Origin of the sequence: Rothia sp. ND6WE1A (assembly GCF_001683935.1) — a bacterium.
GTDB classification, from domain to species: Bacteria; Actinomycetota; Actinomycetes; order Actinomycetales; family Micrococcaceae; genus Rothia; species Rothia amarae.
Map to the genome: position 1 here is coordinate 1 of NZ_LXTU01000054.1, position 15,352 is coordinate 15,352.

Below are 15,352 nucleotides of genomic sequence, written 5' to 3' on the forward strand. Positions count from 1 at the left end.
AAAAACAAAGGAACAAACCCATGCCCACCCAATACCCCGCCGAACTCAAAACATGAGCCCTACGCCTACTGGCCGACCACCTCGAAAACAACCCCGACACAGGCATCTACACGCACCTGCCGAAACATCGGAGAACGCCTCGGCATCGGCCCCGATACTCTGCGAAAATGGCACAAACAAGCCGAAATCGATGCTGGCAGCACCCCCGGCACCACCACTGATATGGCAGCAGAAAACCGGCGCCTGCGCAAAGAAAACGCCGAGTTGAAGCGAACCAACGAAATCCTGCGCACCGCCCCGGCTTTTTTCGCGGCAGAACCAGGCCGCCCAGCCCGATCATGATCCGCTATATCGATAGGTATAGGAATCGTTTCGGGGTTGAGAACATCTGCACCGCACTACAAGAAAACCTAGCTGGTGGTTTCATCACCTCACGCGGCTACCGCGCCGCTAAGGCTCGTGTTCCTGCTGCACGTACTTTGAAGGACCAGCTTCTGATTCCTGAGCTGATGAAAATCCACTAGGAAAACTATTCAGTCTATGGTGTGCGCAAAATGTGGCACGCCATGAACCGGGTCGGCTGGAACATCGGTCGGGATCAGACCTACCGGCTGATGAAAATAGCCGGTGTTGCTGGTGCTCATCGGGGTCGTAAGCCTGTCACGACTCGGGCTGCTACAGTGGTTGATGACCGTCCTGATTTGGTGAATCGGGATTTTACCGCCACTGCCCCGAACCGGCTGTGGGTAGCTGATTTCACCTATATCAGGACGTATTCTGGCTTCTGTTATACGGCCTTCATTACTGATGTGTTTTCCCCGGAAGATTGTGGGTTGGGGTGTGTCTTCGACGATGCATACTCTGGGGATGCCTTTGATGGCTTTGAAGCAGGCTTTGTTCCAGGCGAAGAAAGATGGTTCTGATCTAACGCAGATTGTGCATTATTCTGACAGGGGGTCACAGTATGTTTCTACTGGTTACACCCAGGATTTGAAGGCGTTGGGTGTGCAGCTGTCGGTGGGTTCTACTGGGGATTCTTATGATAATGCTTTGGCTGAGTCCGTCAATAGTGCGTATAAGGCGGAGATGGTCAAGGATCGCCTGTTTGATTCTGTGGCTCGATTGGAGTTGGAGACGGCTGAGTGGGTGCGCTGGTGGAATCGGGTTCGGTTGCATCAGGGTCTTGGTTATCGGACTCCTCAGGAGGTGGTCGATGGTGCTTTAGTGGTCTTATAATTGTCGGAACTAAACCACGTACATATCAGGACAACCATCCCCTAGTTGTGTTATTCCGTGGAACACCAACACCCGCCCACATTGTTTTCGTTGCGAGTTATAGGAACGGGAGAGTTGAGCAGATTTGCTCCTCTCCCGTTTTCCATTTAAAGAGTAAAGAGAGTACACAGACTAGGTGACGCCTCGTAAAGACGCAAGTACAACAAATTGACGTAGAAACCCAGCCCTCAAGGGACTGGGTCTCTACATATCTAGAAATTTACCACCATAGATCCAGACGAAAGACCAGACCTAGTTGACGAAATTCATTGGCAAGTTGAATGTATTCTCGATCGAACCATGCACGCTGGTCTTGGTTGTAGAAACCATGGTTCTCTTCCGTGAAATTATCCAGAAAGAAAGAACACCAATGTTCATATCGCTGGATAAGTTCTGAAGAGAATTTTTCTCTAAAACCGTAATAAGGATGCAACTCATCAACCATGTAATCCACGAAAGGGTCCAGGGTGTAATTAGCTGAAAACATCGGTACATTTTCGTCAGAAACATTCATATCTCTATAGTGTCCCTAACAGGTTTTATTTCCCGTGGGAAATGATGTGATGACTTTACGATTGTTTGTAGAAACCGCCACACGGGGATAGATTGTTTTTTGGTATACCGGTTTTCTATTAACTTTTTTGAAGACTTGAATAGGAGTTACATAACAGCGAGTGGTTGAATTCTGCTGCCGACTATATGAAGGTGCCTGTAAAGCATTGATTGTTGAATACAGCATAAAATCATCCCAGTATCCAGCGAAACCTCCCTTTGCGTTATTCCAATCGCCTTCATGCCTGCTCCGAATGTGCACGTATCCGTTGTCTTTATTTCCGCATTTTAGATCGATATTCCCGTTATGTTTCGAATTGCGGATAGTGTAAACGACAGTATTTTCTCTACCAGCGTTGCATAAACCGATTTTTATGGGGTTCAGATAAAGGTTGCTCTCCGGAGTTGTTGACGTTGAAGAATCATGGTGAAGAGAATCTAAGTCCGAAGCTACTTCTCCTGCGAAGAATTTACTTCCTTCAGGGGCAGTTGGAGAGAAAGCTATAATATCTCCTTCTGCATATAGCTCTTCAACCTCTTCTTGATATGCAGATATGGACTGTTCTGCGTCGCTTGCTTCTGTTGAGGGGACATGTATGAGAGCTGAGCTGCGTAATTCCTTAGAGCTGTCAGGGCTGGAAGTGACCGTTCCAGCTTGGGCTAGACCTGAGGAGGTCAGAAGAAGAAGAGCTAGTGCAGAAGAAGACAACACCTTTGTTGTGATTCGCATAGATTTTTCCTCAGTTATCAATGAACCGAGGCTCAATTAAGCCTCGGTTCAAGTCTGTTGAGCTGACATTCAAAATGCAACAGGGTTAGCTAATATTTTCGATTGTTAAGCTCTTTTTTATTGCGCAATCCTATAAATCTCTACAGCCGAAAATCTAACCCCGAATCTTCCAGACCCAAATACATAGGCTCCGGAGCAACCTCAGCAACCGCAGTCCGCAAAGTACTCTCCCCCAGAACCTGCTGAATCTGAAGAACCTGATGTTTCTGGTAACGATTCAATTCATGGCCAGGGACATGATCATAGAACATAGGATTAGTCCTTCCCTCAGCCATCATCTGGAAATACACCCGAGTCTTACCCGAAGACTCAAAGTTTTCTTTCACATCAATCACCACAACAAGAACATCATGACGAGTCTGCAACAAATCTCCTGGTTGCAAATCAGAAACCTTAGCAGGCTCCAAAGCACCAACCACCCCGGCACGTTCCACCGCACACAACGGTTGCCGCACCTGAACAGACTCCTGTTTCCACAGACGCAAAGCCGAAGGCTCCAATACCCCCTCAAGCTCCCTCATACCAGAAACCAAAACAGTCCCATCAGACTGCGGCTGAACTTCCTCAACGTTGAGAATCTGACCCTCATAACCCATCACATCCCCAGTACGCACGCGACTAATCGAACGAGTACGCCAGTTCTGCTCAGCAACACCAGAATCAGGACTCATCTCCACCGTCACCTACGTATCGGGAGAAATACCAGTGGTGACCAACCCGCGCTCCGTGAGAACAGTAATAGCCACCGACTCCGGACTGAGCTGTTTAGTGCGCATCACGTTAAACCACTGCTGACCGTCAATTACCCTGTCCCCAGGACGAATTTGAGCACAAGCAATCCGTCGAGTCTCCGGATGCTCGTTCAACTCTCGACTGTAACTTTGGATCAGTTCTTCCGCACGAGGTACTTGCGTTACGCGCTCCTGAACAGGGCCGCCACTGACTCGATGAATATCCTCTTCACCATCAGTCACCACCACATGCTGATGACCATCTTCATCAGCAACAGTGACAGAACCGGCGATCTCCTCGGTGGTAGGCTCTACCGCCATCACCGTGCCACGAACATCAATAGTGGTATCTGTTGCGCACGTCTTGACCTTCAACCTGCACATCATCACCCACAGCCATCTCAGAAATATCGGCAGCCTCCAAAGCCAACACCGGGCTACTATCGCGGATCGTGGCAGCCAGAGCAATCGTCTGAGCAGCAGCTAACGACTCCACATAACAATGAGCACCCGCCTCAGCTTCTACTGCTAGATGCAGACCATCCTCATACGCCATATGCAGCACTCGACCAGAAACATTGACCCCCGTCACTAGGACGTTTTTCAGGTCAATAAATTCTTCACATACAGAAGGCAAAATCTTCAGATGCGCAGCCGTGATGTAATCTCCTGGTTCAATATCCGCTAGAGTAACACTGCCGAAAGTCTCCAGAACAGCATCACGGTTCACAGCCCACTCAGCACCCCCCAGAGTAGCCTCAGCTTGCTCCGCAGTAAGCACTCGAAACTTCTCCTGCGTCTCCAATGGACGAACATGAACAGTGAATTCTCGTTCGCTCTCGCGCGACACGGCAGAAAGTTCCACCGTCTTCTCCGCGGTATTAACACCAACAACTGTGCCCAACACACGCGGATACACCAAAGCCTCCGCAGAATTACCAAACTCAGTATCGGGACTGTTCGGATCAGCCACCGGCGAAGCATCAACTCCGATTTGAGCCAACACAAACTGACCCACATGAAGCTCCGACAAGGACATCAGACCGCCACCAGACTCACCGCCGCCGCAGACACATCACCATCAAAATCACGAATGAGCACCAAGGACCGCTCAAAAAGATGCTGATGCTCTACCGACAATTTCACCATCGCCAGCACCGTGCCGATACGCTCAATCGTCACCGAGGAATCCTCCCACGCCAGTTGTGGTTCATCCACCAGTGCGTCCTGACTCAACTGTAAATTTTTATACACTTGATCAGTTTTAGCCCGCGAATTATGCGCCCGAACCATCGAACGAGCCTGATTCACTGCCACAGCATTAATCCACTCAGCGAACGAACCGCGCTCTGGGTCAAAAGAATCAATTTTTCGTGTGGCTTGCAGGTACGTTTCTTGCACCACATACTCTGCATCAAGGAAAGTCAAACCCCACTTGCTCAGGTAAGACTTCACTGCCCTACGACTTTGTTTTAGCGCCTCGATACGCTCAGCAGTCCATACCTCTTCGGTTGCTTTGCTCATGATGACATCGTCTCTTTGCCAGTAGTAGGGCGGTAGGGCTCATCAACACCTACGCAAGCATGACAGCGCCCAGAAGCTACTATCGGTGTTTTTTAGCGGGTTAGACATGATTTCCTTTGCAGATGCTGATGAGTGATTTTTCAAAAGACACAATCCGGTCTATTTGTGTTTTATAAAAATATGTGGGGAAATAAAAAACCGGTTATTGCGAACGAAGGAACCAGCCACCATTGAGTGTACTCACATTCAATGCTTGTGACTGAGATAGCTTCATCGAAGTTCACAATATTTCGCCCTCGAATACCGCCGGATATAGCTCACGTAAACGGTTCAGACGGTTGCGACCTGTGCGGTCAGAGACATCAAGAAAACGACCTGCCGCAGCTCCGGTAATCTTGACGCCTTCTTCTATTTGCTCATTGACCCAGCGTGCTAGTTTCTGATCTTCCTCGGGCAGCTCTTCGGCAGTTACCGCAGAGATCGCCTCTGAACTGGTTTCGGTTTCATCGTCAACAACCACCTCAGGCTCAGATTCTGAATCTACTGAAGAAACCTCTTGCGCAACAGAATCCTCTTGCTCGCCCTGTGGGAGAGTTTCTTCGGGAGTATCTGCTGTTATTTCCTCAACAACCCCAGTCTCAGAATCAGAAAAGTGCTGATGCTCCACACGAGGGTTAGCACTGATAGCTGACTGAGCCGGAACAGAAGCCACTGCGCTCACCGTCGGAGATGAGGTAGGCACCTCCAGTAATCTCTCCTCCAGAACATCATCCACTCGTCTCACAGAAGTCGTGCGCTCCTCTGAGCCAGCTTCGGCCTCAGTGTCTTCTTCATCAGGAACAGCAAAAGCCTATCGTGATGCTTCTTCCGTTGCCGCAAAAACCGCCACAGGAGCCGTAGCAGCAATACACGCACCAATCCACGACTGCAACACGGTCTGTCCCTCTCCGACGCTCAAAGCGTGAACCGCGTTAGCGACCACTGAAATCGTGGTGAACGCCCCGAGCGTGAACCAGGTCAGACCCACAGGTTCTTTACGGGATTTATGAATCACCGCAGCCATCGAATACGCCAGAATCGCAATGTCAATAAAAATTGGTACAGCCCATCGCATCCAGGTTGGCAGCCCTACCCAAGCGGCGACATCATGCAAACCATTGAACGAGACCATGAAAGAGGTGAGCCCCAATAGCCCAATCAAAATGACGGTGAACCAGAGGGTTCGGATAGAGTCCGGGTTGATCCGGTTCTGCCTAGTTCTGGGGATATTCTTCACAGGTGTTCCAGTTCTTTGATAATCTGTTTTCATAACTTGGTCTCCTAGAGTGTTGTAACTCGTAATTGCATAAACTGGTTTGACAAGTTTTTTCATGTGGCGATCTGCCGTGCAAGACGGATCGCCACATTTTTTATCCGCCAAACGCTTCATCAACCTAGCCCTGTTCATCTTCACGCAGGGTGGTCACGACCTCATCGAGCGTGATAACCGTGGAATCCACTGCGGTTGCTAGTTGCTCTGAATCTCCTAGCAAGTCCGGTTGTAGGTTGAAGAGTTTGAGCAAACCTGAGCCGGCAAGCAACGTATGCACGACCTGTTGAGCCATCTTCTGCGAAACACTCCCGGGGTCAAAAACTTGCCGATTATTCGCGGTCATAGCTTTCTTGAAGAGCTCTTCAAGCTCGGTGGAGACCTCAAGAATTTCTGGGAAGTACAGGTAATCATCTGGTGTATCTTCACCGCGAGGTAATTCCTCATTGACCGCCGTGATAGTGGTATCGAAGGGGTCAGTGGCTGCTCGTTGAGCTTTTGCAGGGGTAGCTGTTTTGCTCTCTGCGGCTTTGAAAAAGCCAATCCCTAGATCAGCTACGGGCAAGTCCAGTTGTTCATTAGGTACAGCCGCAGGTGCTTTTCGCACGAGCGCTTTGCGTGTGCGTCCATCACGTCCGATGGTTGGCAAGTCTTCGGGGAGAGCTCCGGCTTCTTTAGCTTTTTTGATTTCTTTAGCCACGCTCATATGCGAAAGTCCAACGACTGAGGCAATGGCGCGAGTGGGCATTCCTTCCTTGGCTAGTTGGTTGATGAAGTCACCGCGGCGGTGACGTGGCAGAATCCAGCGTTCTTCACCGATTTCACCGTCCAGGTACGCATCCCAGCTGGTGTAACCCATGGTGAGCCAGATGCGCTGGCTGTATGCCATCACGCACAGGCTCTGCAAGAGTGTGGCTGACTGGGGTAGGTCTTTGGTGATTTGCTTGGCTTGATCGAGGGTGAGTTCGGGGAGAACTTCTACCTCTTCGGCTGGCTCGAATACGGGGGTTTGCAAAAGTGCGCTCATGATATTTTCCTTTGAGAAATGGTTAGGATTGCAAGACTTTTTAGGGGGTAAGAATTCCAGCGAGTCGGTCGGCTCGGTGTCCAGGACATTCTCGCTCAGCCGAGTGCTCCATGTGGTGGACAGGGCAGGTAACGATACGGGGTTTTTGTTGTGACTGTTTATGCTCGATTACTGATTCAGCCAGGGAGGCAAGCTCGTAGAACTCTTTGGAAATGCAGCTGAAGGCGAAGGGTTGAGGGCTTCGGATATCTTGGGTTGCTCGAGAAAAAACGATCTGAATCATTTGAGCCAGCACATCATCATTGATGTGACCAGAATCGAGACCTGAGGATTTTTTGAGATTCATTCGAAGGTCTTGATGATTCACGCCTCGGGTAATTCTGCTGACTGGTGCAGGAGATTTTTTGAGGTTTTCGGTTGGTCGGTCAGTCTCTGAGTTATCCACAGGTTGCTCTTTTTTGACTGACTGACTGACTGATTAGAGAAGTCTGTGCGCGCGTTCCTATTAAGGCGGGAGTGTCGTTTATGTCAGAGTGACACCTAGCCTGTGTCAGATTGACACCTAGCCTCTCTGAAGGTGTCGGAGTGACACCTTGTGTGTTTGCCCCGGAATTACCGCTAAGTGTCAGAGTGACACCTTGTGTGTTTTTGGAGTTATTCACAGGCTGATTTTCTACTTCCACTTCTTCGATGGGAATCCCAAATCGTGCCTGATTACTCTTTTGAAGTTGCTTGAGTGCCTTCATAGTTCGCCACGGAGTTTTAGTGCCCCTATTCCAAAGATGAAGGACAATCAGGTCTGTTTGACGGCCGCCGAAGTCTGCATATGCGCGTCGTTCACGATGAAGCAAATCAGCCTGTTCGAACTCTTTGAGAGCTCGGATGACAGTGGATTTACTAGCGCACGTTTCGTGAATGATGAACGCTACGCCTTTATCACCTTCGTGATCGGGGATGTAACCGTCGTCGTCAGCTTGCCCTGCAAGGAAGCGGAGGATTGCTGTTCATCCTACGGCGCTGTTTTCGAATTCATGGGTACGAGCCCATTCAAGTGCTTTGCTGCTTATAGCTAGGCACCATTATGAGTGGTTGAAAATTTGACGTATTTGGTGAGTTCTTCAATTTCTACACCCATGAAATTAGCAATATTTTCAATCTCACTGGGTTTGAATTCAACTCGACCTCTAAGTCGGGAACTCATCTGAGCCTGAGAAATACCTAGATGTTGAGCTAGGTCTGTTTGGTTGATTTCGCGGCGGCTAACTTTGGCTCGGATGTTGCCCGCGATGGAATCTGCATAGGTCATACTCACACATTATCGGTGATACCGATAATGCGCAATCTTTATTTATCGGCTTAGCCAATAATTTTTCATTTTTACTTGCTATTATCCAGAAATACTTGTAGCTTGAAGGTATGGCAAAAACAATCATCACCCCCGCCGAAGCCGTGGGTAAAGAAGTAAAAATTTGGATGGCTCGAAGAGGCCTCAACCAAGGCGATATTGCTCGAATCCTGGGAGTTACTCAGTCATCCGTATCTGAAAAATTACGTGGGAAAATCGCAATCAGCATTACAGATTTAATTACCATTGCTGCTGCTTTAGAAATTTCTTTAGCCGACTTACTTGGCGAAGGCATCTTAAACGCAAAAATCCCCTCCACCGTTACAAACAATGAAGGGAATAAAGAAGAAGCCCCAATCGGCTTTATACCGAATGGGGCTTCTTACGATGTAGTTGCGGGGGCAAGATTTGAACTTGCGACCTCCGGGTTATGAGCCCGGCGAGCTACCGAACTGCTCCACCCCGCGGCGACTTCTATAACTATACACATGCCGTTAACCTGCTGCAACCTAAAAGCCCCCTTTGTAAGAGACAACACAAAAGCTCCAGGTTCCTCTCTCCTCAGAGAAAGAGAACCCGGAGCTTCATCTCCAGCGGTAGCGCGGTATTACTCGGCTACAGCGCCGTCAGCTTCCATAGCCTGCGCTAGCGCCTTATTCAAACGGTCCTGAGCTTCACCATAGGCAGCCCAATCGCCGTCCTTCATCGCCTTTTCAGAATCCTTCATCGCTGCAGAAGCGTCCTTGAGCGCTTGCTGTAGTGACGGCGAATCGGAAGACTCATCCGGTTTATCCGAGGATCCCGTGTCAGCCTTCTTTTCGTCCACACCAGCGTCAGCAGCGGTCTGCGCGCCCGAGTCACCCCCGAATAGCTCGTTCAAAGCTTCTTCCAGCGTGGGCGCAAAGCCTACCTTTTCACCAAACCCAACGAGTACTCGACGCAAGGTCGGGTAAGAAGAATCGCCAGAGGATTGCACGTAGACCGGCTGCACATAAAGAATGCCATCTCCAACCGGCAAAGTCAGCAAGTTACCGTTGGTTACCTTAGAGGCGCCCTGACGCAACAGGTTCAGCTCGGTAGAGACTTCAGTGTCAGAGTTGAAGTTGTTCTGCGCCTGACCGGGACCAGGCACCACAGAGCTTCGAGGTAGCTCAAGCAATGTGAGCTTTCCATACTGATCTGAGACCTCGCCGTCCTTGCCGGTACCTGCATCGCCGTTGGCAGACATAAATCCGTACATGACGTTACGAGTGTTGTCATCGGACTGTTGCGGAATCCAGCTCGTTGTCAGAGAGAAAGCCCCTTGTTCTTCTTCAGGCATCTTCAAAGAGAGGTAGTAAGGAGGCAACGGAGTCGCCTGCTCCACAGTGGGATCATTAGGAACTGACCAAACGTCGTCGCCTGCATAGAACGACCCGGCATCGGTCACGTGATACCTGTTCAGCACTTCACGCTGAACCTTGAATATGTCCTGCGGATAACGCACGTGATCCAACAGGCCCGCGCTCATCTCAGAAACCGGTTTTACGGTCTGGGGGAAGACCCCCTGCCATGCTTTAAGCACAGGATCTTGGTCGTCCCATGCGTAAAGGTCTACTGAACCGTCATAGGCATCAACCGTAGCTTTAACAGAGTTACGAATGTAGTTCACTTCCTTGTTGGGAAGGGCAGCGGCAGCACCTGACTGTGTCTCCGAATCGACGGTCGCCTCACCGAGCTCCTGCGACTGCGAGTAAGGGTACTGATCGCTGGTAGTGTACGCATCCACAATCCACACCACGCGGTCATTGACGATCGCAGGATAGGGGTTGCCGTCCACCGTAAGGTAAGGAGCTACCTTATTGACGCGGTCGGTAGGATCACGGTCATAGAGCACCTGTGACTCAGGACGAACGACGTCAGAAAGCAAGATATCCGAAGACTGGAACTTGATGGCGTATGCCAGACGGTTGAAAAAATTACCAATATTCGGGCCGCCGTCACCCTTAAAGGTGTACTTGGCGTCGGCATTTTCTTGATCGTTAGCAGTCTGGGGGCGGTCAAGCTCTAGCGCGTCGTCGCTCTCAGAGCCACCCACAATCGAATATTCGGGAGAGGTCTGCCCAAAGTAGATTCGAGGTTCATAGTTCTCGCTAATCTCGCCGGTTGCTGTAATGCCATCCTGCATAAACTTTGGCTTACCGTCTGCCTCAACCTGGTTCCCGTAAGCAGCAATCACGCCATAGCCGTGGGTGTAGACAACATGCTGGTTAATCCACGAAGAATCAGCATTCTGCGCAGGGTTCAATTCGCGTGCTGCCAGCACGGTGTCATGGGTTTCGCCATTGATTTTGTAGCGGTCCACTGCCAAGTTGTCATCAAACCGGTAGTAGGGGCGGAACTGCTGAAGCTGAGCGAAAGACGCCGATACTACGTTCGGATCCAACAAACGAATGTTAGAAATGGTCTCGCTCTCCCCCTTCAAAGCTCCGGCGTTGGTGGCGGTAGTTGCATCATAATTTTGCACATCAATGTTTTCTAGCCCGAATGCAGCGCGAGTTGAATCGATGTTGCGCTGGATATATTCGCTCTCCGCTGCCTGCTCGTTAGGAACAACTTGGAAGCGCTGAACAATCCAGGGGTATACGGCACCGGCAACTAGCGCCGCAATCAACATCACGGCAATACCGATGACGGGTAGCCGCCACCGGTTGGTCAAAGCCGCCACGATGAAGAACGCCGCAACCAAAACGGCAGCAATCGCCAAAATAGATTTGACGGGGATAATCGCGTTGACGTCGGTGTACATAGCGCCAGCCCATTTACCGGACTGGGACTGAGTAGCGGTGTAACGCTCCAGCCAGAACTGGGCACCGCGCAAAACCAAGTAGAGAGCCGCCAAAACCGCTGCATGCATACGGAAAGCGCGAGTAGTATCAATACTTTTTTCGTTAACTTTGATACCGCCGTAGAAGTAATGCATGACGATTCCGGCAAGTGCCGAAAGAATAACGACGGTGCTCAAGAAAGTAAGAAGCGCTTTCCAGAAAGGGAGGCTAAAAATAAAGAAGCCTAAGTCTCGACCAAATTCTGGATCCTGCTGACCAAATTCTCCACCGTTGAAGAAAAGAGCAACGGTTTCCCACTGGGACATCGCGCCACTACCGACGAACAAGCCAAGAATGAGAGGAATTGCAATCAGCAAAACCTTTCGCATGCTATCTACCGATTGACGGTAGCGATCCATGTTCTGGTTGAACATATCTTGGAATTCAGCAAAAGGATCCTGCCCCGGCACTCCCTGCCCAGGGGCAGTCTGCGAGTAAGGGCGATGGGGGCGACGATTCGGCGCTTGAGGCGCCTGACCCTTTTTGTATGCAAAGTAAAGGCTTGCCCACACTGCCGCTGCAGTAATCAGCCCTGCTAAAGCGAAAAGAGCAAGTTTATAGAGGTTTTCTTTGACAAAAACATTCAAGAAACCCAGCTGGTCATACCAGAGAACATCGGTATAGATTTGCGTGCCAAACACAAAGAGCGCAATCAGCACTCCCACTATCACCAGCGTGGTGATAAGAGTGCTGTTTTTTCGTTGTGGACGGCGGGATTGGGGCGGGCTAGCTGCTCCGGTGCTCACATCTTCCTCGAAACTTCAGTGGTGTGCGATTTATATTCGCCGGTCTGACGGTGCCTTGGCACCGCACTTAGGTGTCTATCCATTGTGCCAAAGATAAAGGTGGCATGGGGATTTATTTCTTAATCGCGAAAAGCTTCCTGAAGCAGTTTCACTACCGCCCCAGCGAAATCGCGTTTATCACGCGAAATGTTATTACCGGAAGAACCCTCAGATTCCTCAGGTCGTTCCCGCTAGCTGGAACACTGAAAGTTATACTGAAGCCATGTCTAATGATGCTCAGCTTGATGCAATTAAAAGCGGGTACACCTTTGAAGGTGCCACAGTAAATCTTGGCGTGGCCCTGAGCAACGGTGAACCTCAGCCAGATGTTCATGTCTCACTCCCCCTTGCCATGATGAACCGCCACGGTCTCATCGCTGGTGCCACCGGTACCGGTAAAACAAAAACCTTGCAGGTACTCGCTGAACAGCTTTCAGCCAACGGTGTGCCTGTCTTTATGGCAGACGTGAAAGGCGACCTCTCAGGAATCGCCGCCCCCGGCGAATCCAATGACAAGCTCGTCGCGAAGACGTCGGCGCTGGGTCAAACATGGCAGGGCACCTCCTACCCCGCCGAATTCTTCACTCTCGGCGGTGAAGGAACCGGTGTTCCTATCCGCGCCACCATTGAATCATTCGGTCCAATTTTGCTCTCTCGAGTGATGGACCTGAACAGCACCCAGGAATCGGCGTTGTAGCTAATTTTCCACTACGCTGACCAAAAAGAGCTCGAACTCTATAACCTTGCCGATCTTCGTGCGGTCATCCAATTCCTCACCTCAGCCGAAGGCAAAGCCGAGCTGGAGAACCTAGGTGGAGTATCTAAGGCGACTGCCGGCGTCATCCTGCGTGGTCTGGTCACCCTTGAAGCAGATGGTATAGACAAGTTCTTTGGCGAGCCTGAATTTGATACAGCCGAGTTCTTGCGCACAGCCTCCGACGGCCGCGGCATCATCAGCATCTTAGAGCTGGCTAATCTGCAGTCTAAGCCCCAGCTATTTTCTACCTTCCTCATGTGGCTGCTGGCTGATCTCTTTGAAGATTTGCCCGAAGTGGGCGATGGTGAAAAGCCTAAACTCGTTTTTTTCCTCGATGAAGCACATCTACTCTTCAACGGTTCTTCTAAAGCGTTCAAAGAGGCCATCACTCAGACTGTGCGTTTGATTCGCTCTAAAGGTGTAGGGCTCTTCTTCATTACGCAGACACCTAAGGACGTACCCGCCGAAGTTCTGGGTCAGCTCGCTAACCGCGTACAGCACGCTCTGCGCGCGTTCACCCCCGATGACCGAAAGGCGCTGGTAGCAACAGCAAAGACCTTCCCCAAATCTGCTTATGATCTCGAAGAAGTGTTGACGACGGCGGGAACCGGCGAGGCAATCGTAACCGTCATGACCGAAACCGGCGCACCCTCACCGGTTGCCCTCACCCGCATGTACGCACCGCAGTCTTTCATGGGGCCGGCTCCCGAAGCGCTCAGCGCCACCGTGAACAACAGCACGCTGAATACTAAATACGCCACGGTGGTCGATTCGGTATCTGCTTTTGAGAAGCTCACCCAGAAAGCAGAAGCAACGCAGCAAGAGACAGCCTCTGCCCAGCAGAGTCAGGCTAATGATTCGGCAGCAAAAGAAGCCGAAAAGCGTGCAGCTGCTGAAGCTAAAGAAGCCGAGAAACGCGCTAAAGAAGAAGAGCGCGAGCGTCAGAAACGCAACGACGCCGTTATGAGGGTGGGCACGAATATTGCCACTACCTTGGGTCGCGAGATTGTGCGATCCATCTTTGGCACCAAGCGTTCCGGCCGTAAAGGCGGTCTGGGCGGCTTGTTCTAAACCCTGAGCCTATAAGAAATCTCCGCCCGAAAAATTCGGGCGGAGATTTTTATGCTCTTGTTTTGATGCTTTTACTCAGCGGTGCAGGTGGGGAATGTGGAAGGATCCTCTCCTGCCCCAATCTTTTTCACGGCGTCGGCTGCTTCTGTCAGATTGGAAACTTTCACCACGGACAGCCCCTCAGGAATATGCCCTACCACTTCGTCGCAGTTATCTGCTGGGGCAAGAAAAACCGTGGCACCGGCGTCTTTCGCTCCCACCATTTTCTGGGCGATACCGCCAATAGGTCCAACATCGCCGTTGGACTCGATAGTTCCTGTTCCCGCGAAGTGAACGCCGCCGGTCATCTTGCCTTCGGTGAGCTCGTCAATGATTCCTAAGGCAAACATCATGCCGGCACTGGGCCCGCCTACTTCTTCTAGACCGTACTTGACCTTGAACGGGAACTCATAGGAGCGATCCAGCGCGAGACCTAGAAGGTAGCGGCCATGGTCATCGCTGCGCTGAGGGGTGATGGTCTCGGTGATTTCTTTACCATCTCTGCTGACGGTGACGGCAAGGGGCTTGTCGCGGTTCTTGTCTAAAATCTCAGCAATTTGCCCATAATTTTCCAAGGTTGTTGAGCCCAGTTTAAGCAAGATGTCGTCTTCTTGAATCTTTCCTTGACTGGGGCTATTTTCAGTCAGTGAGGCTACTTTCAGCTTTTCTTTCACCGGTTTACCCAGATAATTGAGGGCAGCTGCCTGAGCTATCTCCTGAGAATTAGTCATATCCGCAGTGTTTTGCTCAACTACTTGCTCACTGGTGACGGTGGGTTGGTACAGCAAGTCCGATGGAAGTACCGTGCTGGTTGAGCTTAACCAGCTTGCCAGAGCAGGTACTGCGGTGAGGGTGGTGTTGGGACCACCCGCTACCGACACGGTCGTCATATCAAGATTGCCCGAAACATCATAGGTCTTAGCACCGTCAATTGAAATGAGCTGGTGTCCCTCATAATCACCAATGGTGTTGAAGGTGGGGCCCGGCTCCTCGGTCACGAAATCAACGGGAACCACAAAACCCGCCACCAGCAACAAACCCGTAGCCCAACCTGCAGTGGTGCGAGCAGATGGACGCCCGGTGCGCAACCGGGGTAACAGACGGGAATTGGTAGATGCGGGATTTGATGAATCGCGGGAAGTCATTATTCTAGGTTACCGGCTCGCCCAGGGTCCCCCGTAGATTGTGGTAGCAGATTCAAGCTGGTTGTTTGCTGTACGTTTTCATAGCTGTGGGCAAAACATTAGCCAGCACTCAGGCTCGTTGGGTAACGTAGAGGA

Annotated in this window: 17 protein-coding genes, 1 tRNA gene and 2 pseudogenes; 6 read left to right on the forward strand and 14 right to left on the reverse strand. The window is 50.8% G+C overall.

Annotation, left to right across the window (positions count from 1 at the left end; translation table 11 throughout):
* The 4 genes and pseudogenes from A7E48_RS11575 to A7E48_RS11590 all read left to right on the forward strand — a co-directional run.
* On the forward strand, positions 1-342 hold a 342-nt coding region (locus tag A7E48_RS11575; RefSeq protein ID WP_369796765.1), incomplete at its 5' end, for a transposase.
* A complete protein-coding gene (locus tag A7E48_RS11580) occupies positions 339-524 on the forward strand; it encodes a hypothetical protein (RefSeq protein WP_083147259.1) in 186 nt (61 codons plus the stop codon). The genes A7E48_RS11575 and A7E48_RS11580, both read left to right, overlap by 4 nt.
* Before the next feature lie 12 nt (positions 525-536).
* Positions 537-923: pseudogene (locus A7E48_RS11585) on the forward strand (transposase); the annotation flags it as partial.
* A complete protein-coding gene (locus A7E48_RS11590) occupies positions 877-1,236 on the forward strand; it encodes a transposase (protein WP_369796766.1) in 360 nt (119 codons plus the stop codon). The pseudogene A7E48_RS11585 and the gene A7E48_RS11590, both read left to right, overlap by 47 nt.
* A 259-nt stretch (positions 1,237-1,495) precedes the next feature.
* On the opposite strand, the gene A7E48_RS06870 is transcribed toward A7E48_RS11590, so the two are convergent.
* From A7E48_RS06870 to A7E48_RS06925, 11 genes are all read right to left on the reverse strand, one after another.
* Positions 1,496-1,789, reverse strand: a complete 294-nt coding sequence (locus A7E48_RS06870) for a hypothetical protein (RefSeq protein ID WP_068171307.1) — start codon at positions 1,787-1,789, stop codon at positions 1,496-1,498.
* 15 nt (positions 1,790-1,804) lie between these two features.
* Complete coding sequence (locus A7E48_RS06875) at positions 1,805-2,557, reverse strand: hypothetical protein (RefSeq protein ID WP_068171310.1); 753 nt, start codon at positions 2,555-2,557, stop codon at positions 1,805-1,807.
* A gap of 140 nt (positions 2,558-2,697) precedes the next feature.
* On the reverse strand, positions 2,698-3,288 hold the full coding sequence (locus A7E48_RS06880; RefSeq protein ID WP_068171312.1) for a hypothetical protein: 591 nt from the start codon (positions 3,286-3,288) through the stop codon (positions 2,698-2,700).
* 12 nt (positions 3,289-3,300) lie between these two features.
* Positions 3,301-3,723: a hypothetical protein gene (locus A7E48_RS06885; RefSeq protein ID WP_158004408.1), complete on the reverse strand. Its 423-nt coding sequence runs from the start codon at positions 3,721-3,723 to the stop codon at positions 3,301-3,303.
* Positions 3,686-4,387: a hypothetical protein gene (locus A7E48_RS06890; RefSeq protein ID WP_068171320.1), complete on the reverse strand. Its 702-nt coding sequence runs from the start codon at positions 4,385-4,387 to the stop codon at positions 3,686-3,688. Before A7E48_RS06890 ends, A7E48_RS06885 begins: the two co-directional genes overlap by 38 nt.
* Positions 4,387-4,872, reverse strand: coding sequence for a sigma factor (locus A7E48_RS06895; RefSeq protein ID WP_068171322.1), 486 nt, complete (start codon positions 4,870-4,872; stop codon positions 4,387-4,389). Before A7E48_RS06895 ends, A7E48_RS06890 begins: the two co-directional genes overlap by 1 nt.
* A gap of 280 nt (positions 4,873-5,152) precedes the next feature.
* Positions 5,153-5,614 carry a hypothetical protein gene (locus tag A7E48_RS06900; RefSeq protein ID WP_141669404.1) on the reverse strand — a complete coding sequence of 154 codons (462 nt, stop codon included), beginning with the start codon at positions 5,612-5,614 and terminating at the stop codon, positions 5,153-5,155.
* A 108-nt stretch (positions 5,615-5,722) separates the two neighbouring features.
* Positions 5,723-6,181, reverse strand: coding sequence for a DUF2637 domain-containing protein (locus tag A7E48_RS06905; RefSeq protein ID WP_068171328.1), 459 nt, complete (start codon positions 6,179-6,181; stop codon positions 5,723-5,725).
* Between the two features lie 124 nt (positions 6,182-6,305).
* Complete coding sequence (locus tag A7E48_RS06910) at positions 6,306-7,208, reverse strand: hypothetical protein (protein WP_068171330.1); 903 nt, start codon at positions 7,206-7,208, stop codon at positions 6,306-6,308.
* A gap of 40 nt (positions 7,209-7,248) precedes the next feature.
* Positions 7,249-7,653, reverse strand: coding sequence for a hypothetical protein (locus tag A7E48_RS06915; RefSeq protein ID WP_068171335.1), 405 nt, complete (start codon positions 7,651-7,653; stop codon positions 7,249-7,251).
* 624 nt (positions 7,654-8,277) lie between these two features.
* Positions 8,278-8,514 (reverse strand): helix-turn-helix transcriptional regulator, encoded by a 237-nt coding sequence (locus A7E48_RS06925; RefSeq protein ID WP_068171340.1) that lies wholly within the window; start codon positions 8,512-8,514, stop codon positions 8,278-8,280.
* 110 nt (positions 8,515-8,624) lie between these two features.
* Between A7E48_RS06925 and A7E48_RS11595 the strand changes: the two genes are divergently transcribed.
* Entirely contained in the window at positions 8,625-8,987 is a 363-nt protein-coding gene (locus A7E48_RS11595) for a helix-turn-helix domain-containing protein (protein ID WP_083147272.1), read from the forward strand.
* Here A7E48_RS11595 and A7E48_RS06930 read toward each other — a convergent pair.
* Both A7E48_RS06930 and A7E48_RS06935 read right to left on the reverse strand, forming a co-directional pair.
* A tRNA-Met gene (locus tag A7E48_RS06930) sits at positions 8,947-9,020 on the reverse strand. The genes A7E48_RS11595 and A7E48_RS06930 overlap by 41 nt on opposite strands.
* Before the next feature lie 140 nt (positions 9,021-9,160).
* Positions 9,161-12,166 carry a UPF0182 family protein gene (locus A7E48_RS06935; RefSeq protein ID WP_068171343.1) on the reverse strand — a complete coding sequence of 1,002 codons (3,006 nt, stop codon included), beginning with the start codon at positions 12,164-12,166 and terminating at the stop codon, positions 9,161-9,163.
* A gap of 262 nt (positions 12,167-12,428) precedes the next feature.
* Between A7E48_RS06935 and A7E48_RS06940 the strand changes: the two are divergent.
* Positions 12,429-14,033: pseudogene (locus tag A7E48_RS06940) on the forward strand (helicase HerA-like domain-containing protein).
* 71 nt (positions 14,034-14,104) lie between these two features.
* Here A7E48_RS06940 and A7E48_RS06945 read toward each other — a convergent pair.
* Positions 14,105-15,217 carry a PDZ domain-containing protein gene (locus A7E48_RS06945; protein ID WP_083147262.1) on the reverse strand — a complete coding sequence of 371 codons (1,113 nt, stop codon included), beginning with the start codon at positions 15,215-15,217 and terminating at the stop codon, positions 14,105-14,107.
* Positions 15,218-15,352 lie beyond the last annotated feature (135 nt).

Bases quoted from the DNA above. Each gene is read 5' to 3' on its own strand.
- A7E48_RS06925 (WP_068171340.1), bottom strand. From the start codon at position 8,514: ATGACCTATGCAGATTCCATCGCGGGCAACATCCGAGCCAAAGTTAGC.
- A7E48_RS06945 (WP_083147262.1), bottom strand. From the start codon at position 15,217: ATGACTTCCCGCGATTCATCAAATCCCGCATCTACCAATTCCCGTCTG.
- A7E48_RS06910 (WP_068171330.1), bottom strand. From the start codon at position 7,208: ATGAGCGCACTTTTGCAAACCCCCGTATTCGAGCCAGCCGAAGAGGTA.
- A7E48_RS06875 (WP_068171310.1), bottom strand. From the start codon at position 2,557: ATGCGAATCACAACAAAGGTGTTGTCTTCTTCTGCACTAGCTCTTCTT.
- A7E48_RS06895 (WP_068171322.1), bottom strand. From the start codon at position 4,872: ATGAGCAAAGCAACCGAAGAGGTATGGACTGCTGAGCGTATCGAGGCG.
- A7E48_RS06890 (WP_068171320.1), bottom strand. From the start codon at position 4,387: ATGTCCTTGTCGGAGCTTCATGTGGGTCAGTTTGTGTTGGCTCAAATC.
- A7E48_RS11595 (WP_083147272.1), top strand. From the start codon at position 8,625: ATGGCAAAAACAATCATCACCCCCGCCGAAGCCGTGGGTAAAGAAGTA.
- A7E48_RS11580 (WP_083147259.1), top strand. From the start codon at position 339: ATGATCCGCTATATCGATAGGTATAGGAATCGTTTCGGGGTTGAGAAC.
- A7E48_RS06870 (WP_068171307.1), bottom strand. From the start codon at position 1,789: ATGAATGTTTCTGACGAAAATGTACCGATGTTTTCAGCTAATTACACC.
- A7E48_RS11590 (WP_369796766.1), top strand. From the start codon at position 877: ATGGCTTTGAAGCAGGCTTTGTTCCAGGCGAAGAAAGATGGTTCTGAT.
- A7E48_RS06905 (WP_068171328.1), bottom strand. From the start codon at position 6,181: ATGAAAACAGATTATCAAAGAACTGGAACACCTGTGAAGAATATCCCC.
- A7E48_RS06880 (WP_068171312.1), bottom strand. From the start codon at position 3,288: ATGAGTCCTGATTCTGGTGTTGCTGAGCAGAACTGGCGTACTCGTTCG.